Annotated in this window: 15 protein-coding genes and 1 tRNA gene; 11 read left to right on the top strand and 5 right to left on the bottom strand. The window is 66.4% G+C overall.

Annotated features, from left to right (window positions below; all coding sequences use genetic code 11):
• Positions 1–4 precede the first annotated feature (4 nt).
• On the bottom strand, positions 5–1195 hold the full coding sequence (locus tag ASH04_RS27460; RefSeq protein ID WP_032382447.1) for an MFS transporter: 1191 nt from the start codon (positions 1193–1195) through the stop codon (positions 5–7).
• 115 nt (positions 1196–1310) lie between these two features.
• Positions 1311–3782 (bottom strand): LuxR C-terminal-related transcriptional regulator, encoded by a 2472-nt coding sequence (locus ASH04_RS21505; protein WP_082519371.1) that lies wholly within the window; start codon positions 3780–3782, stop codon positions 1311–1313.
• Between the two features lie 106 nt (positions 3783–3888).
• Between ASH04_RS21505 and ASH04_RS21510 the strand changes: the two genes are divergently transcribed.
• The 5 genes from ASH04_RS21510 (at position 3889) to ASH04_RS21530 (ending at position 8482) form a co-directional block, all read left to right on the top strand.
• Complete coding sequence (locus ASH04_RS21510) at positions 3889–4833, top strand: DNA-3-methyladenine glycosylase family protein (protein ID WP_057474485.1); 945 nt, start codon at positions 3889–3891, stop codon at positions 4831–4833.
• A 50-nt stretch (positions 4834–4883) separates the two neighbouring features.
• Entirely contained in the window at positions 4884–5828 is a 945-nt protein-coding gene (locus ASH04_RS21515; RefSeq protein ID WP_057474486.1) for an aldo/keto reductase, read from the top strand.
• A gap of 99 nt (positions 5829–5927) precedes the next feature.
• On the top strand, positions 5928–7160 hold the full coding sequence (locus ASH04_RS21520; RefSeq protein WP_027495206.1) for a multidrug effflux MFS transporter: 1233 nt from the start codon (positions 5928–5930) through the stop codon (positions 7158–7160).
• Between the two features lie 54 nt (positions 7161–7214).
• On the top strand, positions 7215–7739 hold the full coding sequence (locus ASH04_RS21525; RefSeq protein WP_057474639.1) for a DUF309 domain-containing protein: 525 nt from the start codon (positions 7215–7217) through the stop codon (positions 7737–7739).
• A 56-nt stretch (positions 7740–7795) separates the two neighbouring features.
• Entirely contained in the window at positions 7796–8482 is a 687-nt protein-coding gene (locus ASH04_RS21530) for a hypothetical protein (protein WP_156394626.1), read from the top strand.
• Positions 8483–8494: 12 nt separating this feature from the next.
• Here ASH04_RS21530 and ASH04_RS21535 read toward each other — a convergent pair whose 3' ends face one another.
• On the bottom strand, positions 8495–9259 hold the full coding sequence (locus ASH04_RS21535; protein WP_027495204.1) for a deoxyribonuclease IV: 765 nt from the start codon (positions 9257–9259) through the stop codon (positions 8495–8497).
• A 75-nt stretch (positions 9260–9334) separates the two neighbouring features.
• On the opposite strand from ASH04_RS21535, the gene ASH04_RS21540 reads away from it, so the two are divergent.
• The 5 genes from ASH04_RS21540 (at position 9335) to ASH04_RS21560 (ending at position 17131) form a co-directional block, all read left to right on the top strand.
• Positions 9335–10069 carry an ABC transporter ATP-binding protein gene (locus tag ASH04_RS21540; protein ID WP_032367760.1) on the top strand — a complete coding sequence of 245 codons (735 nt, stop codon included), beginning with the start codon at positions 9335–9337 and terminating at the stop codon, positions 10067–10069.
• Positions 10070–10137: 68 nt separating this feature from the next.
• Positions 10138–12660: an ABC transporter permease gene (locus tag ASH04_RS21545; protein WP_032382474.1), complete on the top strand. Its 2523-nt coding sequence runs from the start codon at positions 10138–10140 to the stop codon at positions 12658–12660.
• 209 nt (positions 12661–12869) lie between these two features.
• Positions 12870–15455 carry an alpha/beta fold hydrolase gene (locus ASH04_RS21550; protein WP_082519372.1) on the top strand — a complete coding sequence of 862 codons (2586 nt, stop codon included), beginning with the start codon at positions 12870–12872 and terminating at the stop codon, positions 15453–15455.
• A gap of 111 nt (positions 15456–15566) precedes the next feature.
• Positions 15567–16496: an alpha/beta fold hydrolase gene (locus ASH04_RS21555; RefSeq protein WP_057474488.1), complete on the top strand. Its 930-nt coding sequence runs from the start codon at positions 15567–15569 to the stop codon at positions 16494–16496.
• Positions 16493–17131, top strand: a complete 639-nt coding sequence (locus ASH04_RS21560) for an LON peptidase substrate-binding domain-containing protein (RefSeq protein ID WP_027495199.1) — start codon at positions 16493–16495, stop codon at positions 17129–17131. Before ASH04_RS21555 ends, ASH04_RS21560 begins: the two co-directional genes overlap by 4 nt.
• Positions 17132–17202: 71 nt before the next feature.
• Here the strand turns inward: ASH04_RS21560 and ASH04_RS21565 are convergent.
• A tRNA-Met gene (locus tag ASH04_RS21565) sits at positions 17203–17276 on the bottom strand.
• Positions 17277–17348: 72 nt separating this feature from the next.
• Between ASH04_RS21565 and ASH04_RS21570 the strand changes: the two genes are divergently transcribed.
• The gene (locus ASH04_RS21570) at positions 17349–18128 is read left to right on the top strand and encodes an enoyl-CoA hydratase/isomerase family protein (RefSeq protein ID WP_057474489.1); all 780 of its coding nucleotides are present in this window, start codon (positions 17349–17351) and stop codon (positions 18126–18128) included.
• Here ASH04_RS21570 and ASH04_RS21575 read toward each other — a convergent pair.
• A complete protein-coding gene (locus tag ASH04_RS21575; protein WP_162247561.1) occupies positions 18111–18728 on the bottom strand; it encodes a DUF998 domain-containing protein in 618 nt (205 codons plus the stop codon). The genes ASH04_RS21570 and ASH04_RS21575 overlap by 18 nt on opposite strands.
• Between the last annotated feature and the right edge of the window lie 131 nt (positions 18729–18859).

Raw genomic sequence — 18859 nt, forward strand, 5'->3', positions numbered from 1 at the left:
CGTTTCAGGACACGACAGCCCGAGACTTGCGCAGATCGATGGTCAACAGCACGAACGCCACCGCCGCGAGCACCGCAATCACGACGGCGAACACCACTCCTGCCGTCACCAGGCCCCATCCGGTCGCCACGGCTCCGGCCCCGATCACCGGTACCGAAATGGCGATGTACAACACGACGAAGAAGGTCGAGGTGACCTCTGCCCGACGGTGCGGAGGTAGCTCGGCACCGATCGTGGACATGCCGTTGGCGAATGTCATGCCCTGACCGACGCCGCAGAGCAGCGCCGCTACCACCAGAACGGCCAACGAGGTCAGCAGCAGCGACGCGGCCAGGAACACCAGACCGAGCAGCAGCAGCGCGCATCCCCACCGCTGCGCCGACGCGGGATCGGCTGCGCGCAAAGCAATCTGGGCTGTCGCCGACGCAGCGAAGACCGTGAACACCACCACCCCGGTGACGGCGTGATTGTCGACTCCCAACACACCGCCGATGAATCCCGGCGAGACGGCAGTGAACAGGCCAAGTACGGCGAAGCCGGCGAAACCTCCGATCGCGGCGCGCACGAAGGTGCCGCGCACCTCCGGTGGAACGGACAGCCGCTGCATGTGCGGGCGTGCTCCGCCGTCTACCCGCACCGTCTCCGGTGCGAGAAACACCGCCACTGCTGCCGCCGCGAGCAGAACCATGTCGACGACGAACGTCAGACGCAACGGTTGCGGTAGATACTCCGCGAGCACTCCGGCCACCAACGGTCCGAGGCCGAGGCCCCCGATGTTCGCTGCGGTAGCGATCGCGGATGCACGGTCACGCCATCGGTCGGGTACCAACTCGATCAACGTCACCGTCGCGGTACCGACGAAGATGCCGGCCGAAATTCCCGACAACACGCGGCCGATCACCAGGGCCGTCAGCGAGCCGGCGGTGACGAACACCACGGCGCTGATCAATCCGAATGCTATGGCCGCCAACAGCATCGGGCGTCGTCCCAACGAGTCGGACCAGCGGCCGAACGCCAACAGAGCTGCGAGCACACCGACGGCATACGCCGCGAACACAAGGGTGACGACGAAGACGGAGAAGTGGAACTCGACCTCGTAGAGCGCATAGAGCGGCGTCGGCATGGTGGTGCCCATCATCGCCACCACGAACGCGAACGCAACTCCGACGAATGCCGTCGCACTCGACACCGACATGCGGGGCGACGACTTTTCGTCCGATCGGGTCACGCTGATCTCCTGTTCTGCAAGGGCCGTCCGTCCTGTGCCGTCGACAAGGAGATCGAACCAGAGCCGGCGAGTACGTGCTCACTCACCGTCCGCCGCCCTCGTAACGAAGGAGTGCGTCCCGCAGCGCGGACCGCGTGGTGATCTGCAATTTGGGAAACACTCGGTACAGATGACCGCCGACAGTACGAGCCGAGAGATACAGCTGTTCGCCGATCTCCTTGTTGGTCAGACCGGCAGCAGCAAGCGACGCGATGCGCAGTTCCTGCCCGGTCAACCCCGAGCCCGCATCACCTTCACGCGGGTGCGGGCCGGCTCCTGCAGCCCGTAGTTCGTCCTCGGCTCGGCGCAGCCACGTGCGTGCGCCCAGTTCTGCGAACAGATCTGCGGCGTACCTCAGCCGACCGCGGCTTTCGATCACCCGGTGGTGGCGGCGCAGCCACTCGCCGTAGACCAGCGCAACCCGCGGCGCATCGAAACACCATCCAGCGGTGCGTAGTTCATGCAGACTCGCCTCGAAGAGCGCCTCGGCTCCGGCCTCCGCCAGCATCGCTTCGGCTGCAGTCAGAAGCGCACTGTGGCGGGCTCCCCAGAAATCGGGCCGGGTTCGGCGCAGTCGGTCGAGATACGTGCGCGCCTCGTCCGACCGCCGCAGCCGTACACAGGATTCGACGTAGTCCAGTATTTCGAGTGGTCCGTACGGAGTGATCGAACAGCGCTCCGCCGAGAGATCGCGGCGGCGCATCCGCTCGTAGGCGACGTCGAAGCGGCCCAGTGCCACCGATTCGGCTGCAGTACAGCTCTTCTCGCCACCAGCGACAGCTGCCACCGAGGATTTCAGCAGGCACTCCTGCTCGTCGAAGAGGCCATCCGGCAGTCCCGAGGAGACGGCCTCGGCGAACGCAGAGAACTGTCCTCGAGCGGCGAGTGCGGCGAGGTGCCGCAGCCGGGTCAGAGACTCGGCGGCCGGAAACCCAGCTGCGACAGGGTCCAGCACGTCCGACAGCCGACAACTGTCGTTCGGATCCCACAGCAGGGTGGGCAACGCCAGCTGCAGCAGTACCGGTTTCCACGGGTCTCCGGTGCGCAGCGAGGCTCGTACCGCGTCCAGCAGCGCCGGGCTGTCGAGTGCCCTCACGTGCACTCTCGAACCCGAGACGCCGAGAGACCGCGCGACGAGCACGTTGACCGGATCGAGATGCTGTTCGTATTTGACCGCCCATTGCAGGGCCTGCGCAACCAGTTCGCTGTCACCCGTCAGTGCGCTGTACGCCAGAACCGAACCGATCAACTGGTCGACGACGTCAGGGGCGACCGCATCCGGCAATCGATCGAGAGCCTGCACGACGACGCCGAACGCAGCACGGGAGTCGCCTCCCCGGGCCACGGCGGCAAAGGCCCGGGCCGGAACGGTCTCGGACAGGGCCGCATCGGGATGTCCCGACCGCATACGGTCCAAGATCGCTACCGCGAGATCGACAAAGCCGGCGAATGCCGCCATGGACGCCGCTCGCACCTCGACGGCCCGCGCGCGTCCACGATCGGATTCGAGCGCTGCTGCACGGCAGAGCAACGCCACCGCCCGGCGGTAGTGATGCAGCGACGCCAGGTCGTGCGCCCGCTCGTCGAGCGCAGCGACGAGGCGCGCGTCGGGCGCTCGGGCTGCGAGTGCTCGATGCACCAGACGCTCGTCGGGCGTCAGCCGTGTGTCGACAGCCGATTCGAGGTGAACGGCGATGCGCTCCTCGGCGGTCGAACAGGCAAGAATCCACAGTTGCGCAACAGTGTCGCCATGTGGGTGGGCGGCCACGGAGTCGCCACCGTGCTCGCGAGAGACGATGTGTCGCAACGCATCACCGAGAATGTGACGCCTGGACTCCTCGTCGAGCCCGGCGACCTCGAACGCGCCGATGTCGGCGAGAGTATCGGTGAGGTGGGCGCGGTCGAGCATCGCACCGCCGACGGATGGATCCCGGCCCCAGATCGGCGCAGCGCGAGCGAGTTCGGTCGCGACGAGAGGGTTTCCCTGCGACAGCTTTACGATCAATTGTCGTTGCGCCGCTCTCGTTTCCGTGCCGTTCAACAAATCGCGCACCGCGTCGTCGGGCAGGGGTCGCACACGATGGAAGGCGAACTCCCGCCACAACGGCGGCGGGACGGTGTCGACGGTCGTGGCGATACACCGGACATGCGGGGTACGTACCGCCGCCTTCACCGCACGAGCGAGTCGGTCGCGCGAGCCTGCGGGCAACAGATGCAGGTCCTCGATTACCAGCAGCGTCGGCTTCACATCTACGTCGGCCGCCACCAGATCACTGAACAGCCCCTCGTCGAGTAGTCCCTCGCCACGCGCCCCCGCGGGTGAGTACGCGAGGCACGGCAGATCCACCACCTGGAAACCCAGCGCTGTCGCCTCGCCCGCGATGGTGTTGGCAACCGTGGACTTGCCGATGCCTCGTGCACCCGAGATCACCAGGATCCGCCGGTTCTCCGGCGAAGCGGACAAACATGAGCGGCCCTCACGCAGCACTGCGTCGCGATCCGGTGATGTGGGCATTCGTCCAATATATTTTCACCCGTGTCTGCGCAAGGGTGTTGAATATGGCCCTGGCAGGGACACACTGAACCGGCCGACCACGACTGCGACGGAGGCGACCCGAGCGATGACCGAGAACGCCTCCTCCGGCCCTACCGATCACGGCGTCACCCGCCTCGTCGACTTCGAGCAGCGCGTCGACATCCGAATGTCCCTGTCACCGCTGCGTCGGGGCCGCGGCGACCCCACCTACGAGTCCACGCCGGACGGCGCCGTGTGGCGGACGTCGCGCATGATTTCCGGCCCGGTCACGTACCGATTGGTGCAGGCCTCACCGAGCAGCGTCATGGTGCGCGCCTGGGGGCCCGGTGCCGACGAACTGCTCGACGCTGTGCCGGCTCTCCTCGGCCGGGACGACGACCCCTCGAGCTTCGCTCCCGAGCATCCGATTCTGCGCGAGGCACACAGACAACTTCCGCACCTACGCCTCGGCCGGACCGGTCTGGTGCTCGAGGCCCTGATACCGGCGATCATCGAGCAACGCGTACACGGCATTTCGGCGTTCGGCTCGTGGCGGTACCTGGTGAGCAAGTTCGGCGACCCCGCACCGGGCCCGGCCCCGAAGACGATGTTCGTGTTTCCCACCGCCGACGTGTGGCGACGCATCCCGTCGTGGGACTACCACCGCGCCAACGTCGACCCGGCTCGGTCGAAGACCATCGTCCGTGCCGCGCGCGCAGCCGGACGTCTGGAGGAGGCGTCGACGATGACGCCCGAGGATGCGCAACGCAGGCTGCGCGCGATCCCGGGCGTCGGCATCTGGACCGCGGCCGAGACCGCTCAGCGCGCCCTGGGGGATCCCGACGCGTTGTCGGTGGGCGACTACCACCTGGCCGCGGTGGTGGGCTGGTCGCTGTTGGGTAGACCGATCGACGACGCGGAGATGGTCGAGTATCTGCAGCCCTTGGCACCACATCGACATCGCGCGATTCGGCTCCTGTATCTCAGCGGCAAGGCGACCAAGCCGAAATTCGGGCCACGGACCGCGCTGGTGGACCACACCTGGCACTGATCCCGGCCTGCTCGTACAGTCGAGTTGTTCGCCGACCTAAGGAGTAGTTCGTGGTTGCTATCGGTACGTCCGATCTGGACATCTTTCCGCTTGCCCTCGGCGGGAACACCTTCGGCTGGACCAGCGACGAGGACACGTCCTTCGACATCCTGGACGCGTTCACCGCAGGAGGTGGCAATTTCGTCGACACGGCCGACTCGTACTCGGCGTTCGCCGACGCCAACTCGGGCGGCGAATCCGAGACGATCATCGGCAAGTGGATGACGGCCCGCGGCAACCGCGACGACGTCGTTCTCGCGACCAAGGTGAGCCAGCATCCCGAGTTCCGCGGTCTGGCACCGGGCAACATTCGGGCCGCAGCCGACGCATCCCTGGCCAGGCTGCAGACCGATCACATCGACGTCTACTACGCGCACTACGACGACGACAAGACGCCGTTGGTCGAGTCGCTGGCCGCGTTCGACGACTTGGTCCGGGCAGGCAAAGTTCGGCACGTCGCCATCTCGAACTACTCCCCCGCGCGGGTCCGCGAGTGGCTGGGCCTGGCGAAAGACAACGGTTTTGCGGCACCGATCGCACTGCAACCGCACTACAACCTCGTTGCCCGTCGCGACTACGAGGGTGAACTGCAAGCCCTCGCCGTCGACAACGGACTCGGGGTGTTTCCGTACTTCTCCCTCGCCGCCGGCTTCCTGACGGGTAAGTACCGCACCCGGGAGGATCTGGCCGGTACCCAGCGCGAGCGACTGACGACGGGCTATTTCTCCGACGCAGGCCTGGCTGTGGTGCAGGGCCTGCAGGAGATCGCCGACTCCCGCTCGGCCGAGTTGTCGAGTGTGGCTCTCGCCTGGTTGCTCGCTCGACCGGGCATCACCGCACCGATCGCGAGCGCGAGCTCGCTCGCTCAGGTACCGGCTCTGCTCGACGCGCCGACACTGCGTCTGACCAGCCACGAGGTGGACACACTCACCGGACTGTCCGACGCGGTGGCATAGAACACGAAAGTTGTAGTCAGCAACGGGAACAGAATCAGCTCCTGCGCTGCTGACCTTCGGGTGGCCCCAGCATCGAACACATCCGTAACCAGCGCGCAGGTGACCGACACGCGCGAGAGCAGCACGTCGGCTCCTACAACCGAGCCGACGTCACGCGAGCGCCTCCGGGTGATCCTCGTACTCGGCGCGCTCATCGCCCTCGGTCCACTGACCATCGACATGTACCTGCCGGCACTTCCTGCCATCGCCGAGGATCTGAACACCCCGTCGTCTGCAGTGCAGCTCACGCTCGCGGGTACGTTGGTCGGCCTCGCGCTCGGCCAGCTGGTCATCGGGCCGCTGTCGGACATCGTGGGCCGACGACTGCCCCTCATCGTGGGCACCGGAGTGCACATTCTGGCGTCGCTCGCCTGCATCGTTGCTCCCAACATCGCCGTGCTCGGCGGCCTGCGTGTGATTCAGGGTCTCGGCGCCGCAGCTGCTGCCGTGGTCGCCATGGCCATCGTCCGAGATCTGTTCAGCGGGCGCGCCGCCGCGACCGTCCTGTCTCGCCTGATGCTCGTCATGGGTGTCGCTCCGGTGCTGGCACCGTCACTCGGCGGTGCGGTACTTCTCGTCGGTTCCTGGCGGCTCGTGTTCGCCGCGTTGGCGATCATGGGCGTGGCGTTGATGACGCTGGCAATCGTGTCGCTGCGCGAGTCCCTGCCGCCCGAGCGTCGGCGAGCCAGTGGCGTCATGCCCGTTCTACGGACCTACCGATCGCTGCTGCGGGACACGCAGTTCGTCGTCCTCGTCATGGTCGCCGCCCTGGCCATGTCGGCACTCTTCGCGTACGTCGCCGGTTCGTCGTTCGTCCTGCAGGAGGAGTTCGGCCTCGACGAGCAACAATTCGCCATCGTTTTCGCGGCCGGTGCGATCTCTCTGATCGGCGCATCCCAGCTCAACGTCCTGCTGTTGGGACGCTTCGCACCGGTGCAGATCGTCCTGTCGGCGCTGTCCTTCGGCGTCGTCGCCGGCGCGATCATGGTCGTCCTGGCGGTCACCGAGGTCGGCGGCATGGCTGGGTTCGTCGTCCCGTTGTGGTTCGTACTCGGGGCCGTCGGGTTCGTCATGCCCAACGCGCCCGCGCTGGCGCTGTCCCGCCACGGGGAAGCGGCAGGCGGCGCAGCTGCACTACTCGGTGCCGCGCAGTTCGGGCTCGGGGCGATCGTCGCACCGATCGTCGGTGCACTGGGCAACGACGCGATCGCCGTCTCGACGACGATGGTCGCCACCTCGGCGGCAGCGCTCATCGCACTCGGGTCGGTGACCGTCCTATCCGCACGTCGATGACCTCACTCGCGTCATCGTGTGGGCCATGGCGGTCATCCCACTAGGGTGACCGCCATGGCCGAACGCGAGCGCGACCCGCAGGGCAAGCCCCTCAACGCCCGGCCGCGCGACGGCCTCGGCCGCCCGCTGGCCCGCGGCGGCACCGGAACACCCCGGGTTCCCGACGATCTCCGTCTTCCACCGGACGCCGCGCTCACCGAAGCGCAACGATTCTTGGACGCACGTATGCCGTTTCACGCCCACGAGGTACTCGAGGGCACGTGGAAGAGCTGCGTCCCGGACGAACGCGAGCTGTGGCAGGGCCTTGCACAACTGGCCGTCGGATTGACGCACCTGATGCGAGGAAATCGCGTAGGTGCCGCTTCGTTGCTTCGCCAAGGACACGACCGCCTGATCGGTTACGAGGTCGAGCCCCCGCACCGGATCGACGTGACGGGTCTGCTCGGCTGGTCCGAGAACCTGCTCGAGGACCTGGAGACGGGAACGCTACCGACCTCACCAGGCGTTCCCGCACTGCGCCGGGCGGTGGAATCGGGATCGGACGGGGGCGTCCTGGCACACCGGCCGGACTCGAGCTAGCCTGAGGGAATTAGGTAAGGCTAGGACAATCTTCACCGGAAGTGGGGTTCCTCGGCGTGACCGTGTTCGCACCGCTGAAACTCGCCCATCGCGAGACGATCAGCCCAGCTCAGCTCGGACGTACCTTCTGCACCGAGGTCGCCGAACAGGTTCCCTACTGGGTCGCTGTCCTGACCCCGGCCGAACGTCCGCTGCAGGTCACGCCGTCTCCGCTCCGTGAGCGCACCACGGTCACGCTGCCCGTTCCCACGAACACCCACCGGCTCGACGCTCGGCTGCTCGCCGCCCTCGGATCTGCGGTGTCCACGTGGCAGCGAGACAACCGCCGCGGCTCGTCGTCGGGCGTCCTGGTCGATATCGACGTCGACGACACCGGATTCGTCCATCCCGTCCGGCTCCCCGCCGTTCCGGTCGACGCCCTCACCGAATCCGCCCGCGCCTCGTACCTCGTCGACGACGTCTGCAGACGGCTGGACTCGGCACCTCACGGTGGCCGCGACTACCCGCTGACCCGCAACTACCCGGCGCTGGCCTGCCGCCCGGGAGCGCAGATTCTGTTCCGCCGCGGCGTATCCGAAGCCGACGCCGGCCATGACGAGTACGCCATCGACATCGCGATCGGCGAGACGGAATCAGGGCTGGTGTCGGCCCGAATCACCTGGTCCACCGGCATCGAGGGAATGGACGAACTGGTCCGACTGTGGGCTGCAGCGACCACCGAGCTGACGGCAGTGCCCTCGTAACAGCCGGATCCGCTACAGGCTTTTGAGCAGCCGCACGTCGTCGTCGATTCCCTCGGCCGGAGTTTCGAGGATCACCGGTGCATCGGCCGCGAGCGCGACGGCCGTCAGAATGTCTGCGTCGATGGTTCCGGTGCCCAGGTTCGCGTGCCGGTCGCGGGCAGAGTCGAACTCGTCGCGTGAATTGTTCAGATGCACCAGGTCGATGCGTCCGGTGATGGCCTTGATGCGATCGACCACGTCGATCAGGTCTTCGCCGCCGGCCCACGCATGGCAGGTGTCGAGACAGAAACCGGCACCGAACTCCCCGATGGCGTCCCACAACCGCGCGATGTCGTCGAAGCGCCTCGCCATCGCCGAGTCACCGCCGGCAGTGTTCTCGACGAAGATCGGTACGCCGAAACCACCCTGCTCGGCCTGACGCTCGAACAGCTTGCGCCAGTTGTCGATTCCCTTGGCGGTGTCCTCGCCCTCCCGGACGTGACCGCCGTGCACCACCAAACCGATCGCACCGATCTCGGCAGCTGCTGCGGCCTGTTCGACGACCGCTTTGCGGGACGGGATTCGGATGCGATTGTTCAGGCTCGCCACGTTCAGAACATAGGACGAGTGCACCACCACATCGACGTCTCCGGTCAACAGAGCCTCACCTTGGGGGTGCGGGGTGAGCTTGTTCCACTTCTGCGGATCCGTCAGAAACATCTGGACCAGGTCGACGCCGAGCGTCTCGGCCGTGCCCAGAGGGTCGCTGCTGTCGCGGACATGTGCTCCGATGCGCATGACGCCCATCATAGGGGTCGAGTTCAGGGTCTCCCCTGATAGCGACCGGGCCCGAACACTGAAACACTGGCACCCATGAGCGACATTGCCGCACGTGCGGTCGACGTATCGAAGGTCTACGGTTCTGGCGACACCCAGGTGCACGCACTGTCCGGGGTGAACGTCGAGTTCGCCCGCGGAGAATTCACCGCCATCATGGGCCCGTCCGGCTCGGGCAAATCCACACTGATGCATTGCCTGGCCGGGTTGGACACCGCGTCCTCGGGCACGGTCACGATCGGTGACACCGAGCTGACGGCGCTGTCCGACAAGGAGATGACCGGGTTACGAAGGGACCGAATCGGTTTCGTGTTCCAGGCCTTCAATCTGGTGCCCACCCTGACCGCACTCGAGAACATCACTCTGCCGCTCGACATCGCCGGACGCACCCCGGATCAGGGCTGGCTCGATACCGTCGTCGACCGACTGGGCCTGCGCGACCGCCTGGGCCATCGCCCGAGCGAACTCTCGGGTGGGCAGCAACAGCGCGTGGCGTGCGCCCGCGCACTGGCCGGTCGACCCGACATCGTGTTCGGCGACGAGCCGACGGGCAACCTGGACTCTCGTTCGTCCGGTGAGGTGCTGTCGATTCTGCGCACGGCCGCAGACGAATTCGACCAGACCGTCGTCATCGTCACCCACGACCCACGAGCGGCCAGTTACGCCGATCGCGTCGTGTTCCTGGCCGACGGAGCTGTCATCGATCAACTGGCGTCGCCCACCGCCGACGCCGTCCTCGAGCGCATGAAGAAGCTGGAAACGGTCCACTGATGTCGCACTCGGTCGCCAAGAAATCGAATCCCGACAAGGCCCCGACGCGGGCCGCGTCGGGCAACCCCATGCGTAAGGTGTCGCTGCGAAACCTTGCCGCCCACAAGGTTCGGCTGGCACTGACGGTTCTGTCCGTCGTACTCGGAACCGCTTTCGTCGCAGGCTCGTTCGTCTTCACCGACACGCTGCAGCGCACGTTCTCGTCACTGTTCGCCGACACCGCACAGGGAGCCGACGTTCGAGTCGCCCCCGAGGATGCGCGATCGAGCGGAGTACCCAACGAGGACATCGCCGCCATCTCGGCGCTTCCCGGCGTGCGTGCTGTCTCTCCGTATGTAGGAGGACAACTCGTTCTGCTGGGTAAAGACGGTGCCGCAGTGCAATCCGGCGGAGCACCGACGATCGGCGAGTCCTACCTGCCGGACGAGCAGCGGCTCGGCGATCCGGCGACATTCGTCTCCGGCTCGGCCCCCACCGCGCCCGGCCAGGTCGCGATCAACGCAGGTGGCGCCGATCGAGCGGGCCTGAAGGTGGGCGACGCGACCCAGGTCCTCGTGCCGTCCAAGGGGATCACCGACATCACGATCTCCGGAATCTATTCCACTGCAACAGAATCCGGTGGTTTCATCGGGATTCAGTTTGTGCAGAGCCAGGCGAACGAGTTGTTCACCGACGGTGCGCACGTGCAGTACATCGACGTCGCGGGCAACGATCTCGCCGCACAGGGTAAGACGCAGAGCGACCTCAGGGACGAGATCGCCGCCGCGTTCCCGGATCTGAAAGTGCAGACCGCTGCCGACGTCCAGGCCGAAACCAAGGCCGAGGTCGAGTCGGCACTGTCGTTCATCACGTACTTCCTGCTCGCGTTCGGTGCCATTGCACTGCTCGTCGGCACGTTCATCATCTACAACACGTTCTCGATGATCGTCGCTCAGCGGGTACGCGAACTGGCGCTGCTTCGCGCCATCGGAGCCAGCCGCGGGCAGGTCAGTCGCTCGGTCGTACTCGAAGCGGTCGTCGTCGGCGTCATCGGAAGTGTGCTGGGCTTCGCCGGCGGCGTGGGACTTGCGTACGGATTGCGCGCTCTGCTCAATGCCTTCGACCTCGGGTTGCCGTCGGGCCCACTCGCCCTCGAACCACGCACCGTCGTCGTCGCCTTCGCGGTGGGCATCATCGTCACCGTCCTCAGCGCCTACGCACCGGCGCGGCGAGCAGCCAAGATTCCACCGGTGGCCGCAATGCGCGAGGAGTTCGCGTCCGCCGGCGACACCCTGCGAACCCGGACGTTCATCGGCGTCGGACTGGGTATTGCCGGAGCGGCAGCGATAGTCATCGGCGCTCAGTCGACCGGCGGCGCTGCCGCAGCAACCGTCGGCGTCGGCGCGGTGGCGGCGATCGTGGCCACGGCCCTGGCCGCACCGTCGTTGTCTCGGCCCGTCGTGGGAGCACTCGGGGCCGTCCTCACCCGGCCGTTCGGTGCGATCGGTCGCTTGGCCAGAACCAACTCGGTGCGCAATCCGCGCCGCACGGCAGCCACCGCATTCGCGTTGATGCTCGGCCTCATGCTCGTCACCGTCATCGGGGTACTCGGGTCGACGGCGAAGGCGAGTGTCGATTCGCTCGTCGACACCGGCGTCGAAGCCGACTACATCCTGTCCGGTCCACAGTCGATCGGTGTCCCGGCCGGAGCCACGGCGGCCGCACAACAGGTCGACGGGGTGGAACGAACCGCTGTGCTGCATCCGGTGTTCGTCACGATCGCCGGAGAAGAAGAATTCGGCGCTGCCATCGACGGCTCCCCGGAAGGGCTGCTCGACCTGTCCATGGTTCGGGGCACCGCAGACCTCGAGAGCAACGGCTTCTCGGTGTCCGAGACCGAAGCGTCCACCAAGGGCTGGGACATCGGCACCCAGGTCGTGTTCGACTCCGTCGACGGAGCTTCGGTTCCCGTCACCGTCACCGGTGTGTTCACCGACAACCCACTGATCGGCAGTTGGATCGTCTCGGGCGACATCTACGAGAAGGTGACGCCGTCCATCACGCGGTCGGATCTGCTGGTCCTCGTCAAAGCCGCGCCCGGAACCGATCTCGGTACGTTGCGGACCGACCTCGAAGCCGCGACCAAACCGTCCGTGGTGGTGCAGGTACAGGACGTCGAAGAATTCAAGGGCAGCCAAGGCCAGCAGATCGACACACTGCTCGCGGTGCTGTACGGACTACTCGCCCTGGCCGTGGTCATCGCGGTGCTGGGCATCGTCAACACCCTCGCGCTGTCGGTCGTCGAACGTCGACGCGAGATCGGCATGCTCAGGGCGATAGGAATGCAGCGACCGCAGGTGCGGCGCATCATCTACCTCGAGTCGCTGCTCATCGCCCTGTTCGGTGCCATCGTCGGCGTCGCCCTCGGCATCGCCTTCGGGTGGGGCTTCGTCCAGACCCTGCGCGACGAGGGCCTGGGTGCCATGACGGTGCCCTGGGGGCAGGTCGTCGCAATGCTTCTCGGGTCCGCGGTGGTCGGAGTGCTGGCCGCTCTGTGGCCTGCCGTTCGGGCCGCGCGCACCAAACCGCTGGAGGCGATAGCCGACCTCTGATCGGGGTCGGCGATAGCCGACCTCTGATCAGGGTCGCCCCGACACCGGGCATTTCGTAACGACACCCGTTCGTTACGAAATGTCCGGTTTTCGGCTTGCGCGGAAAGACGGCCCGCGTCTACTTTAGGGGTGGTAAAACAGTCTTCAAGTAGGTTTGTGTGCCTCAAACGAACCTTTACCTCGCGGGTCGGGCTCGTGCAAGGAGAATCATGACGATTCAGGACGCGTACGCGCCGACCCGATCTGTGCCGACGGTATCCGTGTCGAGCCGAGCTGTCTCGACGGGACCTGTACCGGCACGATCCGCGCTCGCCCCGCTGTGTCGTCCCGACGGCCGCGACACGCTTATGGCGCGCTACCGCGAGGTAGCCCACGCGATGCCGGACGCTGCCGCGTTGCACGCGGCGGGGACGTCACTGACCTTCGACGAGCTGCTGCATCGCGTGTATTCGCAGGCACGCAAGATCGCTGCCCTGCGCCCGTCCGATCATCGCCCCCTCGCCGTCGAGGCGGATGCGTCGGTCGACTCGATCGTGCTGATGCTGGCCGTCATCGCTGCAGGCCATCCATTGGTTCCGCTGGATCCGCAACTCCCCCACGAGCGCCGCGACCGCATCGTCGAACAGGCCAAGGCGTCGATCCTCGATTCGACGACCGTCGACGCAGCGGTCGATTCCTGCGTACCGCTGCCGACGGTCTCGGGCGGCCACACCGCGGTGATCAACTACACGTCCGGATCCACCGGTACGCCCAAAGGCGTCGTACTCAGTCATCGCATGTGCCTGACCAAGGCGTACGAGGTGTCGACCGCGCTGGGGTTGGGCACCCACGATCGCGTCGGCGATGCCCTTCCCGTCAGTTTCGGCGCGGGCCTGAACACTCTGTTCGCCGGGCTGCTCAGCGGTGCCACCGTTCATTGCCGTGACCCTCGATCCGGCACGGTCGGCAGCATCGCAGAGTGGGTAGCGGACCACTCGCTGACCACGCTGCACTGCTCGTCGTCGCTGCTGCGCGCCGTTGCAGGCCAGGTCACCGTACCCACGCTGCGCGTCGTCACCACCTACGGAGAATCACTGCACGCCGACGACGCGCGCCGCTTCCGCCTGGCTTCCGACAACCGCGCCACGCTCGTCAATTGGTACGCGACCACCGAGGCCGGGGCCGTCGCGTTCAGCGAGTACCCCCTCGACCGTGCGTTACCGTCCGGCTTTCTGCCCGCGGGCACTCCCGTCGCAGGAAAGCTCGTCGAGGTCGTTGCTGCCGATGGCTCCGCGTGCGAACCCGACGTCATCGGCGAGGTGCGGGTCACGTCGGCGTGCCTGGCCGACGGCTATCTCGAGGATGTCGGCGTGGACTCGGAGAAATTCGCTGCCCTCGGCGACGGCCTGTTCCGGTATCGCACCGGCGACTTGGGCCGGTTCGATCAGGACGGAACATTGCAGCTCGCCGGGCGTATCGACGACGCAGTCAAGGTACGCGGCTACCTCGTCGAACCGGCCGAGGTGGAGGCGGCACTGCGCGCGCTGCCGAACATCGACGATGCCGTGGTGATCGGCAGGAGATCCGGCGCCGATACCGACCTCGTCGCGTACATCTGCTCCGACCGGGCCGTCCGGGCGAGCCAGGCCGACATCAGGGCCGCCCTGCGCCGAACCCTGCCGGAATGGATGGTGCCCACCCACATCGTTGCGCTCGACGCCATGCCCCGCAACGAACGCGGCAAGATCGACCGCAGAGCACTGCCCGAGCCGTACGACCGACGCGTCGAACGCACCGCGGTCGGCCCCACCGAATACATCGTCGCGGAGGCCGCTCGCACTGCACTCGGACTGGACGCCATCGGGCGGGACGAGGATTTCCTCGAACTCGGTGGCAACTCGCTGACCATGACGGCGATGCTCGCCCACTTGCGCGAGAACCTGAAGATCGACCTCGATCCGCAGGACGTGTTCGCGTCGACCACCGTGCGAACGCTGGCGACCACCGTCGACGCTCGGCTTCGCGACACCGCCGCCGCACGTCGGCGCTCGTCCGGTGTCCACGACGTTCTGGTCCCGCTGCGCACCGGGGGTACCGGAGCTCCGATCTTCCTGATCGGTGGTGCCGGTGTGGGCGCGATGGCGTTTCTCGATCTGGTCAAGCACCTCGACGCAGACCGTCCCGTCTATGCCCTGCAGGCACACGGCCGAGGCACACGCGGGCGACCGGACCGGACCATCAGAGCCACTGCGGCACGGTATGTCGACGCGATCCGCACGGTGGCCCCCGACGGCCCGTTCCATCTTGTCGGCCACTCGCTCGGCGGCTGGATCGCCATCGCGATGGCAGAGAAGATCAGAGATTCCGGCGTCGGTACCCCGCATCTGCTACTTCTCGACACCCGGCTGTTCCGTCATCTCCTGGACCGGCTTCCCGGGGGTACGTCTGTCCCGGCAGCGCCGCCCGCACCGACCAGAGAAGACGCCGGCTTCCATCTGGGCCGTGCCGGTACGGCTGCGCTGTGGCTGCGTATGCAATTCGCTGGGCTGTTGCGGTATCCGACGACCATGGAATGGTTGGTGTTCGCCAGCATCGGGTACGTGGCGTTGAACAAGCATGTGCCGACTCCGTGGTCGGGGTCGATGACTGTGGTTCGCACCACCGAGAACGTCAAGGACCTCCGGTCGTGGCGAGCAGTCGCTCACGGCGAGCTGACATTCGTCGATATCACCGGCCACCACGCGAACATGTTGCGCGGACCGATGGCGAAGGAACTGGCCGACATCATCGACGACACCGTCGACAACGCGCGCTGACTGGGAATATCACCCGCGACGGCCTGTCGCGGTGGCGGCACAGCTTGTACGTTTGTGCCGGACGGCTAATTAGCCGAGCCACCGGCCCGAACCGAGACAGGGAGGTCGACCATGAGCGCATCGTACGAACTGCAGTCGGTGGAACTACACAAGGACGTCTTGCGGTACGTCGATATCGGCGACGGGCCGCCCGTGATTCTCGTCCACGGGCTGCTCGGATCGCACAAGTCCTGGGGCCCGCAGATCGAGCGACTGTCGGACCGGTATCGGGTCATCGCACCCGACCTGTTCGGGCACGGTGACTCCGACAAACCGTCCGGCGACTATTCGCTCAGTTCGCACGCGGCCACCATCCGCGACCTGATGGAGTACCTGAACATCGACTCGGCACCACTGGTCGGCCACTCGCTCGGCGGCGGCATCGTCATGCAGATGACGTACCTCTTTCCCGAACGGGTCGATCGCCTCGTGCTGGTCAGCAGCGGCGGGCTCGGCCCGGAGGTGAGCCTGCTACTCAAGGCCGCGACGCTACCCGGCAGCGAACTGGTGCTTCCGATGTTGGCCTCGGATTGGTTCCGCAGGAACACCGAAGGTGTGCTGGCTCGACTGGGCAAGTGGGGGGTTCCGGTAGAGCCCGGCCCCAGCATGGCCGAGACGTGGCGCTCGTTCCGATCGGTCGCAGACCGGTCGACGCGGGAGGCATTTCTGGCGTCGACGCGGGCCGTCGTGGGTCCTCGCGGCCAAACCGTCAGTGCCAAGCAGCATTTCGAGAAGTTCGAGTCCATTCCCTCGCTGCTGATCTGGGGCGGCAAGGACCGCATGATTCCCGCCAAGCATGCGGACAACATCCGACGCGAGGTACCCAACAGTCGCGTCGAGATCTTTCCCGACGCCGGCCACTTCCCGCAGCTCGACGAGCCGGACTTCTTCTTCCGGCTGCTGGGCGAGTTCTTGGCCGCCAACCACACCGACTCGAGCGACGCGGACCACAGCGCGCCGACGGAGATCACCCCGGCAGCCATGCCGCTCCAGCGCCCGTGAGCGTCATCCCGATGTTCCCGCTCGGCAGCGTGTTGCTGCCGGGCGAACGTCTCCCGTTGCACATCTTCGAGCCTCGATACCAGGCACTGGTACAGGACTGTCTGAAGATGGACGATCCCCGTTTCGGCGTCGTTCTCATTGCCCGGGGGCACGAGGCAGGCGGCGGCGACGTCCGACACGACGTGGCGACGATCGCCCACATCATCGGTCACGAGGCCATCGGAGACGGCAGGTATCTGCTCGAATGCGTCGGAGGCGAACGGATCCGCATCGACGCGTGGCTCCCGGACGACCCCTACCCACTGGCCGACGTTCGCGCATGGCCCGACGCAGACGTCGATGCCGTCATCGCCGACACGCAATTCGCCGCCACCTGGGCCAAGGTCGAGGATCTGTACGAGCTGATCGGTCGGCTCGAATCCTCCGGGGACATCGTGACGCCGGGCGTTCCGGATTTTCTGAGCCTCCCGATTTCGGCCGCCGAGAAGATCTGGTCACTGGCCTCGTTGATCCCGATGGGCCAGTCCGACCGACTCGACATCCTGTCGGCACCGGACGCCCCGTCGCGCTTGAAGGCACTCGACGACGCGATCGAAAACGTCACGGCCGTCGTGCAATTCAGACTTCAGCCCTGACCGGAGCCAGTCCGGCGAACCAGAAAAGAAATCAGGTCCGGCACCATCGGTGCCGGACCTGATCTTCGTAGTAGCGGGGACAGGATTTGAACCTGCGACCTCTGGGTTATGAGCCCAGCGAGCTACCGAGCTGCTCCACCCCGCGTCGGGTGATACCCACGGTACATGCCGTCGTGGCAGACTCCCAATCGCCAGGTCAACGCTCTACGGTTCTTTCATGCCCACCGAGTCGTCACCCGTCCTGTCTTTTCCACACCAGGCGGTCGCACAGATCACGCTGAGCAACCCTCCGGTGAACGCCTTGACCCAGCCTGCGACGCGACGGCTGCGGGCGATGCTTCGCGAGCTGGCCGAGAACTCCTCCGTCCGGGCCGTCGTGCTCACCGGCGACCGGGTGTTCAGTGCCGGTTCGGACATCTCCGAAATGCCCGCGATGCAGGCGGCAGGCGACGTCCTCGAACGCAAGAGCAATGTCGAGAACGCGACCCTCGAATTACTGGCCGACCTACCGCTCCCGACGGTCGCAGCCATCGACGGCTTCGCCCTGGGCGGTGGGCTCGAGATGGCGCTGTGCTGCGATCTCGTCGTCGCCGACGCGGGTGCCCGCCTCGGCTTGCCCGAGATCGATCTGGGGCTCGTCCCCAGCAGTGGCGGGACCATGCGTGCGTTGCGGCGGGTGGGTCAGTCGCGCGCAGCCGAACTGGTGTTGCTCGGCGAGCCCATCTCTGCCGAGACCGCTCTGGAATGGGGACTGATCAGCAGAGTGGCTCCATGCGGTGGGTCGTTGTCGATGGCACTGGACCTGGCACACCTGCTGGCCGCCAAGTCCCGCTCGGCCGTGCACGCGAACAAACGAGCTCTCGCGCTCACGTTCGGGCAGTCACCACACGAACCGTCACGACGCGCACTGCCGGTGTTCGAGGAAGCCTTCGAGTCGGCCGACGGCCGAGAGGGCGTACGGGCCTTCCTCGCCAAGGAGTCACCGAACTTTCGATAGCCGGGCCCGCGCGAGAAGTGCTGCGCCGGTGACGATCTCCCATCCGATGATGGTGTAGACGGAAATACGCTCGAACGCTCCGCCGCCGAGGATGCCGGTATCGGCGAGAAACAATGCGAAACCGGCCAGCCCCGCAACACCGGCCGCGGCACTGGCCGTCGTGTACCAGCGAGGTGCGCCGACGCGTCCGCCGTACCGGCCTGCAGCCAGGAGCACCAGGTTTCCACCGATGATCGCCATACCCGCGCCCGCTGCATGCGGAGTCGATGCTCCGTCGACCGAAGCATGCGCCAGCCCGACGACGATGCTGCCGACGCCGTGCACGACCGACGTGCCCAGCACGATCCAGCGCGCTCGACCCTCGAACAACACCGACAATCCGAGGCCGGCAAGAACGAACAGCGTGCCGTCGACCACAAAGCCGGTGTTCATCACCGGGTGCCACGGTGAGATATCCGGAATCCCGAGGTCACTGATGTTGTTGCGCGCGTAGCTGTACGGTCGGTCGGTCCAGCCCAGCGCCGACACCGCTTCGGCAGCGAGGTAGGTCACCCCGCCGGCAAGAAAGGCTCCAGCGGACAGGACGGTAGTTCTCTTCACGACTGCAGTATTCACCGCGCTCTACCCGATGGGTCATTCCGCAGGCTCCACTCCCGACAGCTGGGTCATTCCGCAGGCTCCACTCCCGGCGACCCCGATGCACCGGGCTTGTACCGATTGGTACAGTACCG

It is taken from the genome of Rhodococcus sp. Leaf233 (assembly GCF_001426165.1).
GTDB lineage: Bacteria > Actinomycetota > Actinomycetes > Mycobacteriales > Mycobacteriaceae > Rhodococcoides > Rhodococcoides fascians.

Excerpts from the sequence above, each read along its gene's own strand:
- ASH04_RS21545 (WP_032382474.1), top strand. The coding sequence starts at position 10,138 with ATGCGTAAGGTGTCGCTGCGAAACCTTGCCGCCCACAAGGTTCGGCTG.
- ASH04_RS21525 (WP_057474639.1), top strand. The coding sequence starts at position 7,215 with ATGGCCGAACGCGAGCGCGACCCGCAGGGCAAGCCCCTCAACGCCCGG.
- ASH04_RS21550 (WP_082519372.1), top strand. The coding sequence starts at position 12,870 with ATGACGATTCAGGACGCGTACGCGCCGACCCGATCTGTGCCGACGGTA.
- ASH04_RS21540 (WP_032367760.1), top strand. The coding sequence starts at position 9,335 with ATGAGCGACATTGCCGCACGTGCGGTCGACGTATCGAAGGTCTACGGT.
- ASH04_RS21555 (WP_057474488.1), top strand. The coding sequence starts at position 15,567 with ATGAGCGCATCGTACGAACTGCAGTCGGTGGAACTACACAAGGACGTC.
- ASH04_RS27460 (WP_032382447.1), bottom strand. The coding sequence starts at position 1,195 with ATGTCGGTGTCGAGTGCGACGGCATTCGTCGGAGTTGCGTTCGCGTTC.
- ASH04_RS21535 (WP_027495204.1), bottom strand. The coding sequence starts at position 9,259 with ATGCGCATCGGAGCACATGTCCGCGACAGCAGCGACCCTCTGGGCACG.
- ASH04_RS21510 (WP_057474485.1), top strand. The coding sequence starts at position 3,889 with ATGACCGAGAACGCCTCCTCCGGCCCTACCGATCACGGCGTCACCCGC.
- ASH04_RS21570 (WP_057474489.1), top strand. The coding sequence starts at position 17,349 with ATGCCCACCGAGTCGTCACCCGTCCTGTCTTTTCCACACCAGGCGGTC.
- ASH04_RS21505 (WP_082519371.1), bottom strand. The coding sequence starts at position 3,782 with ATGCCCACATCACCGGATCGCGACGCAGTGCTGCGTGAGGGCCGCTCA.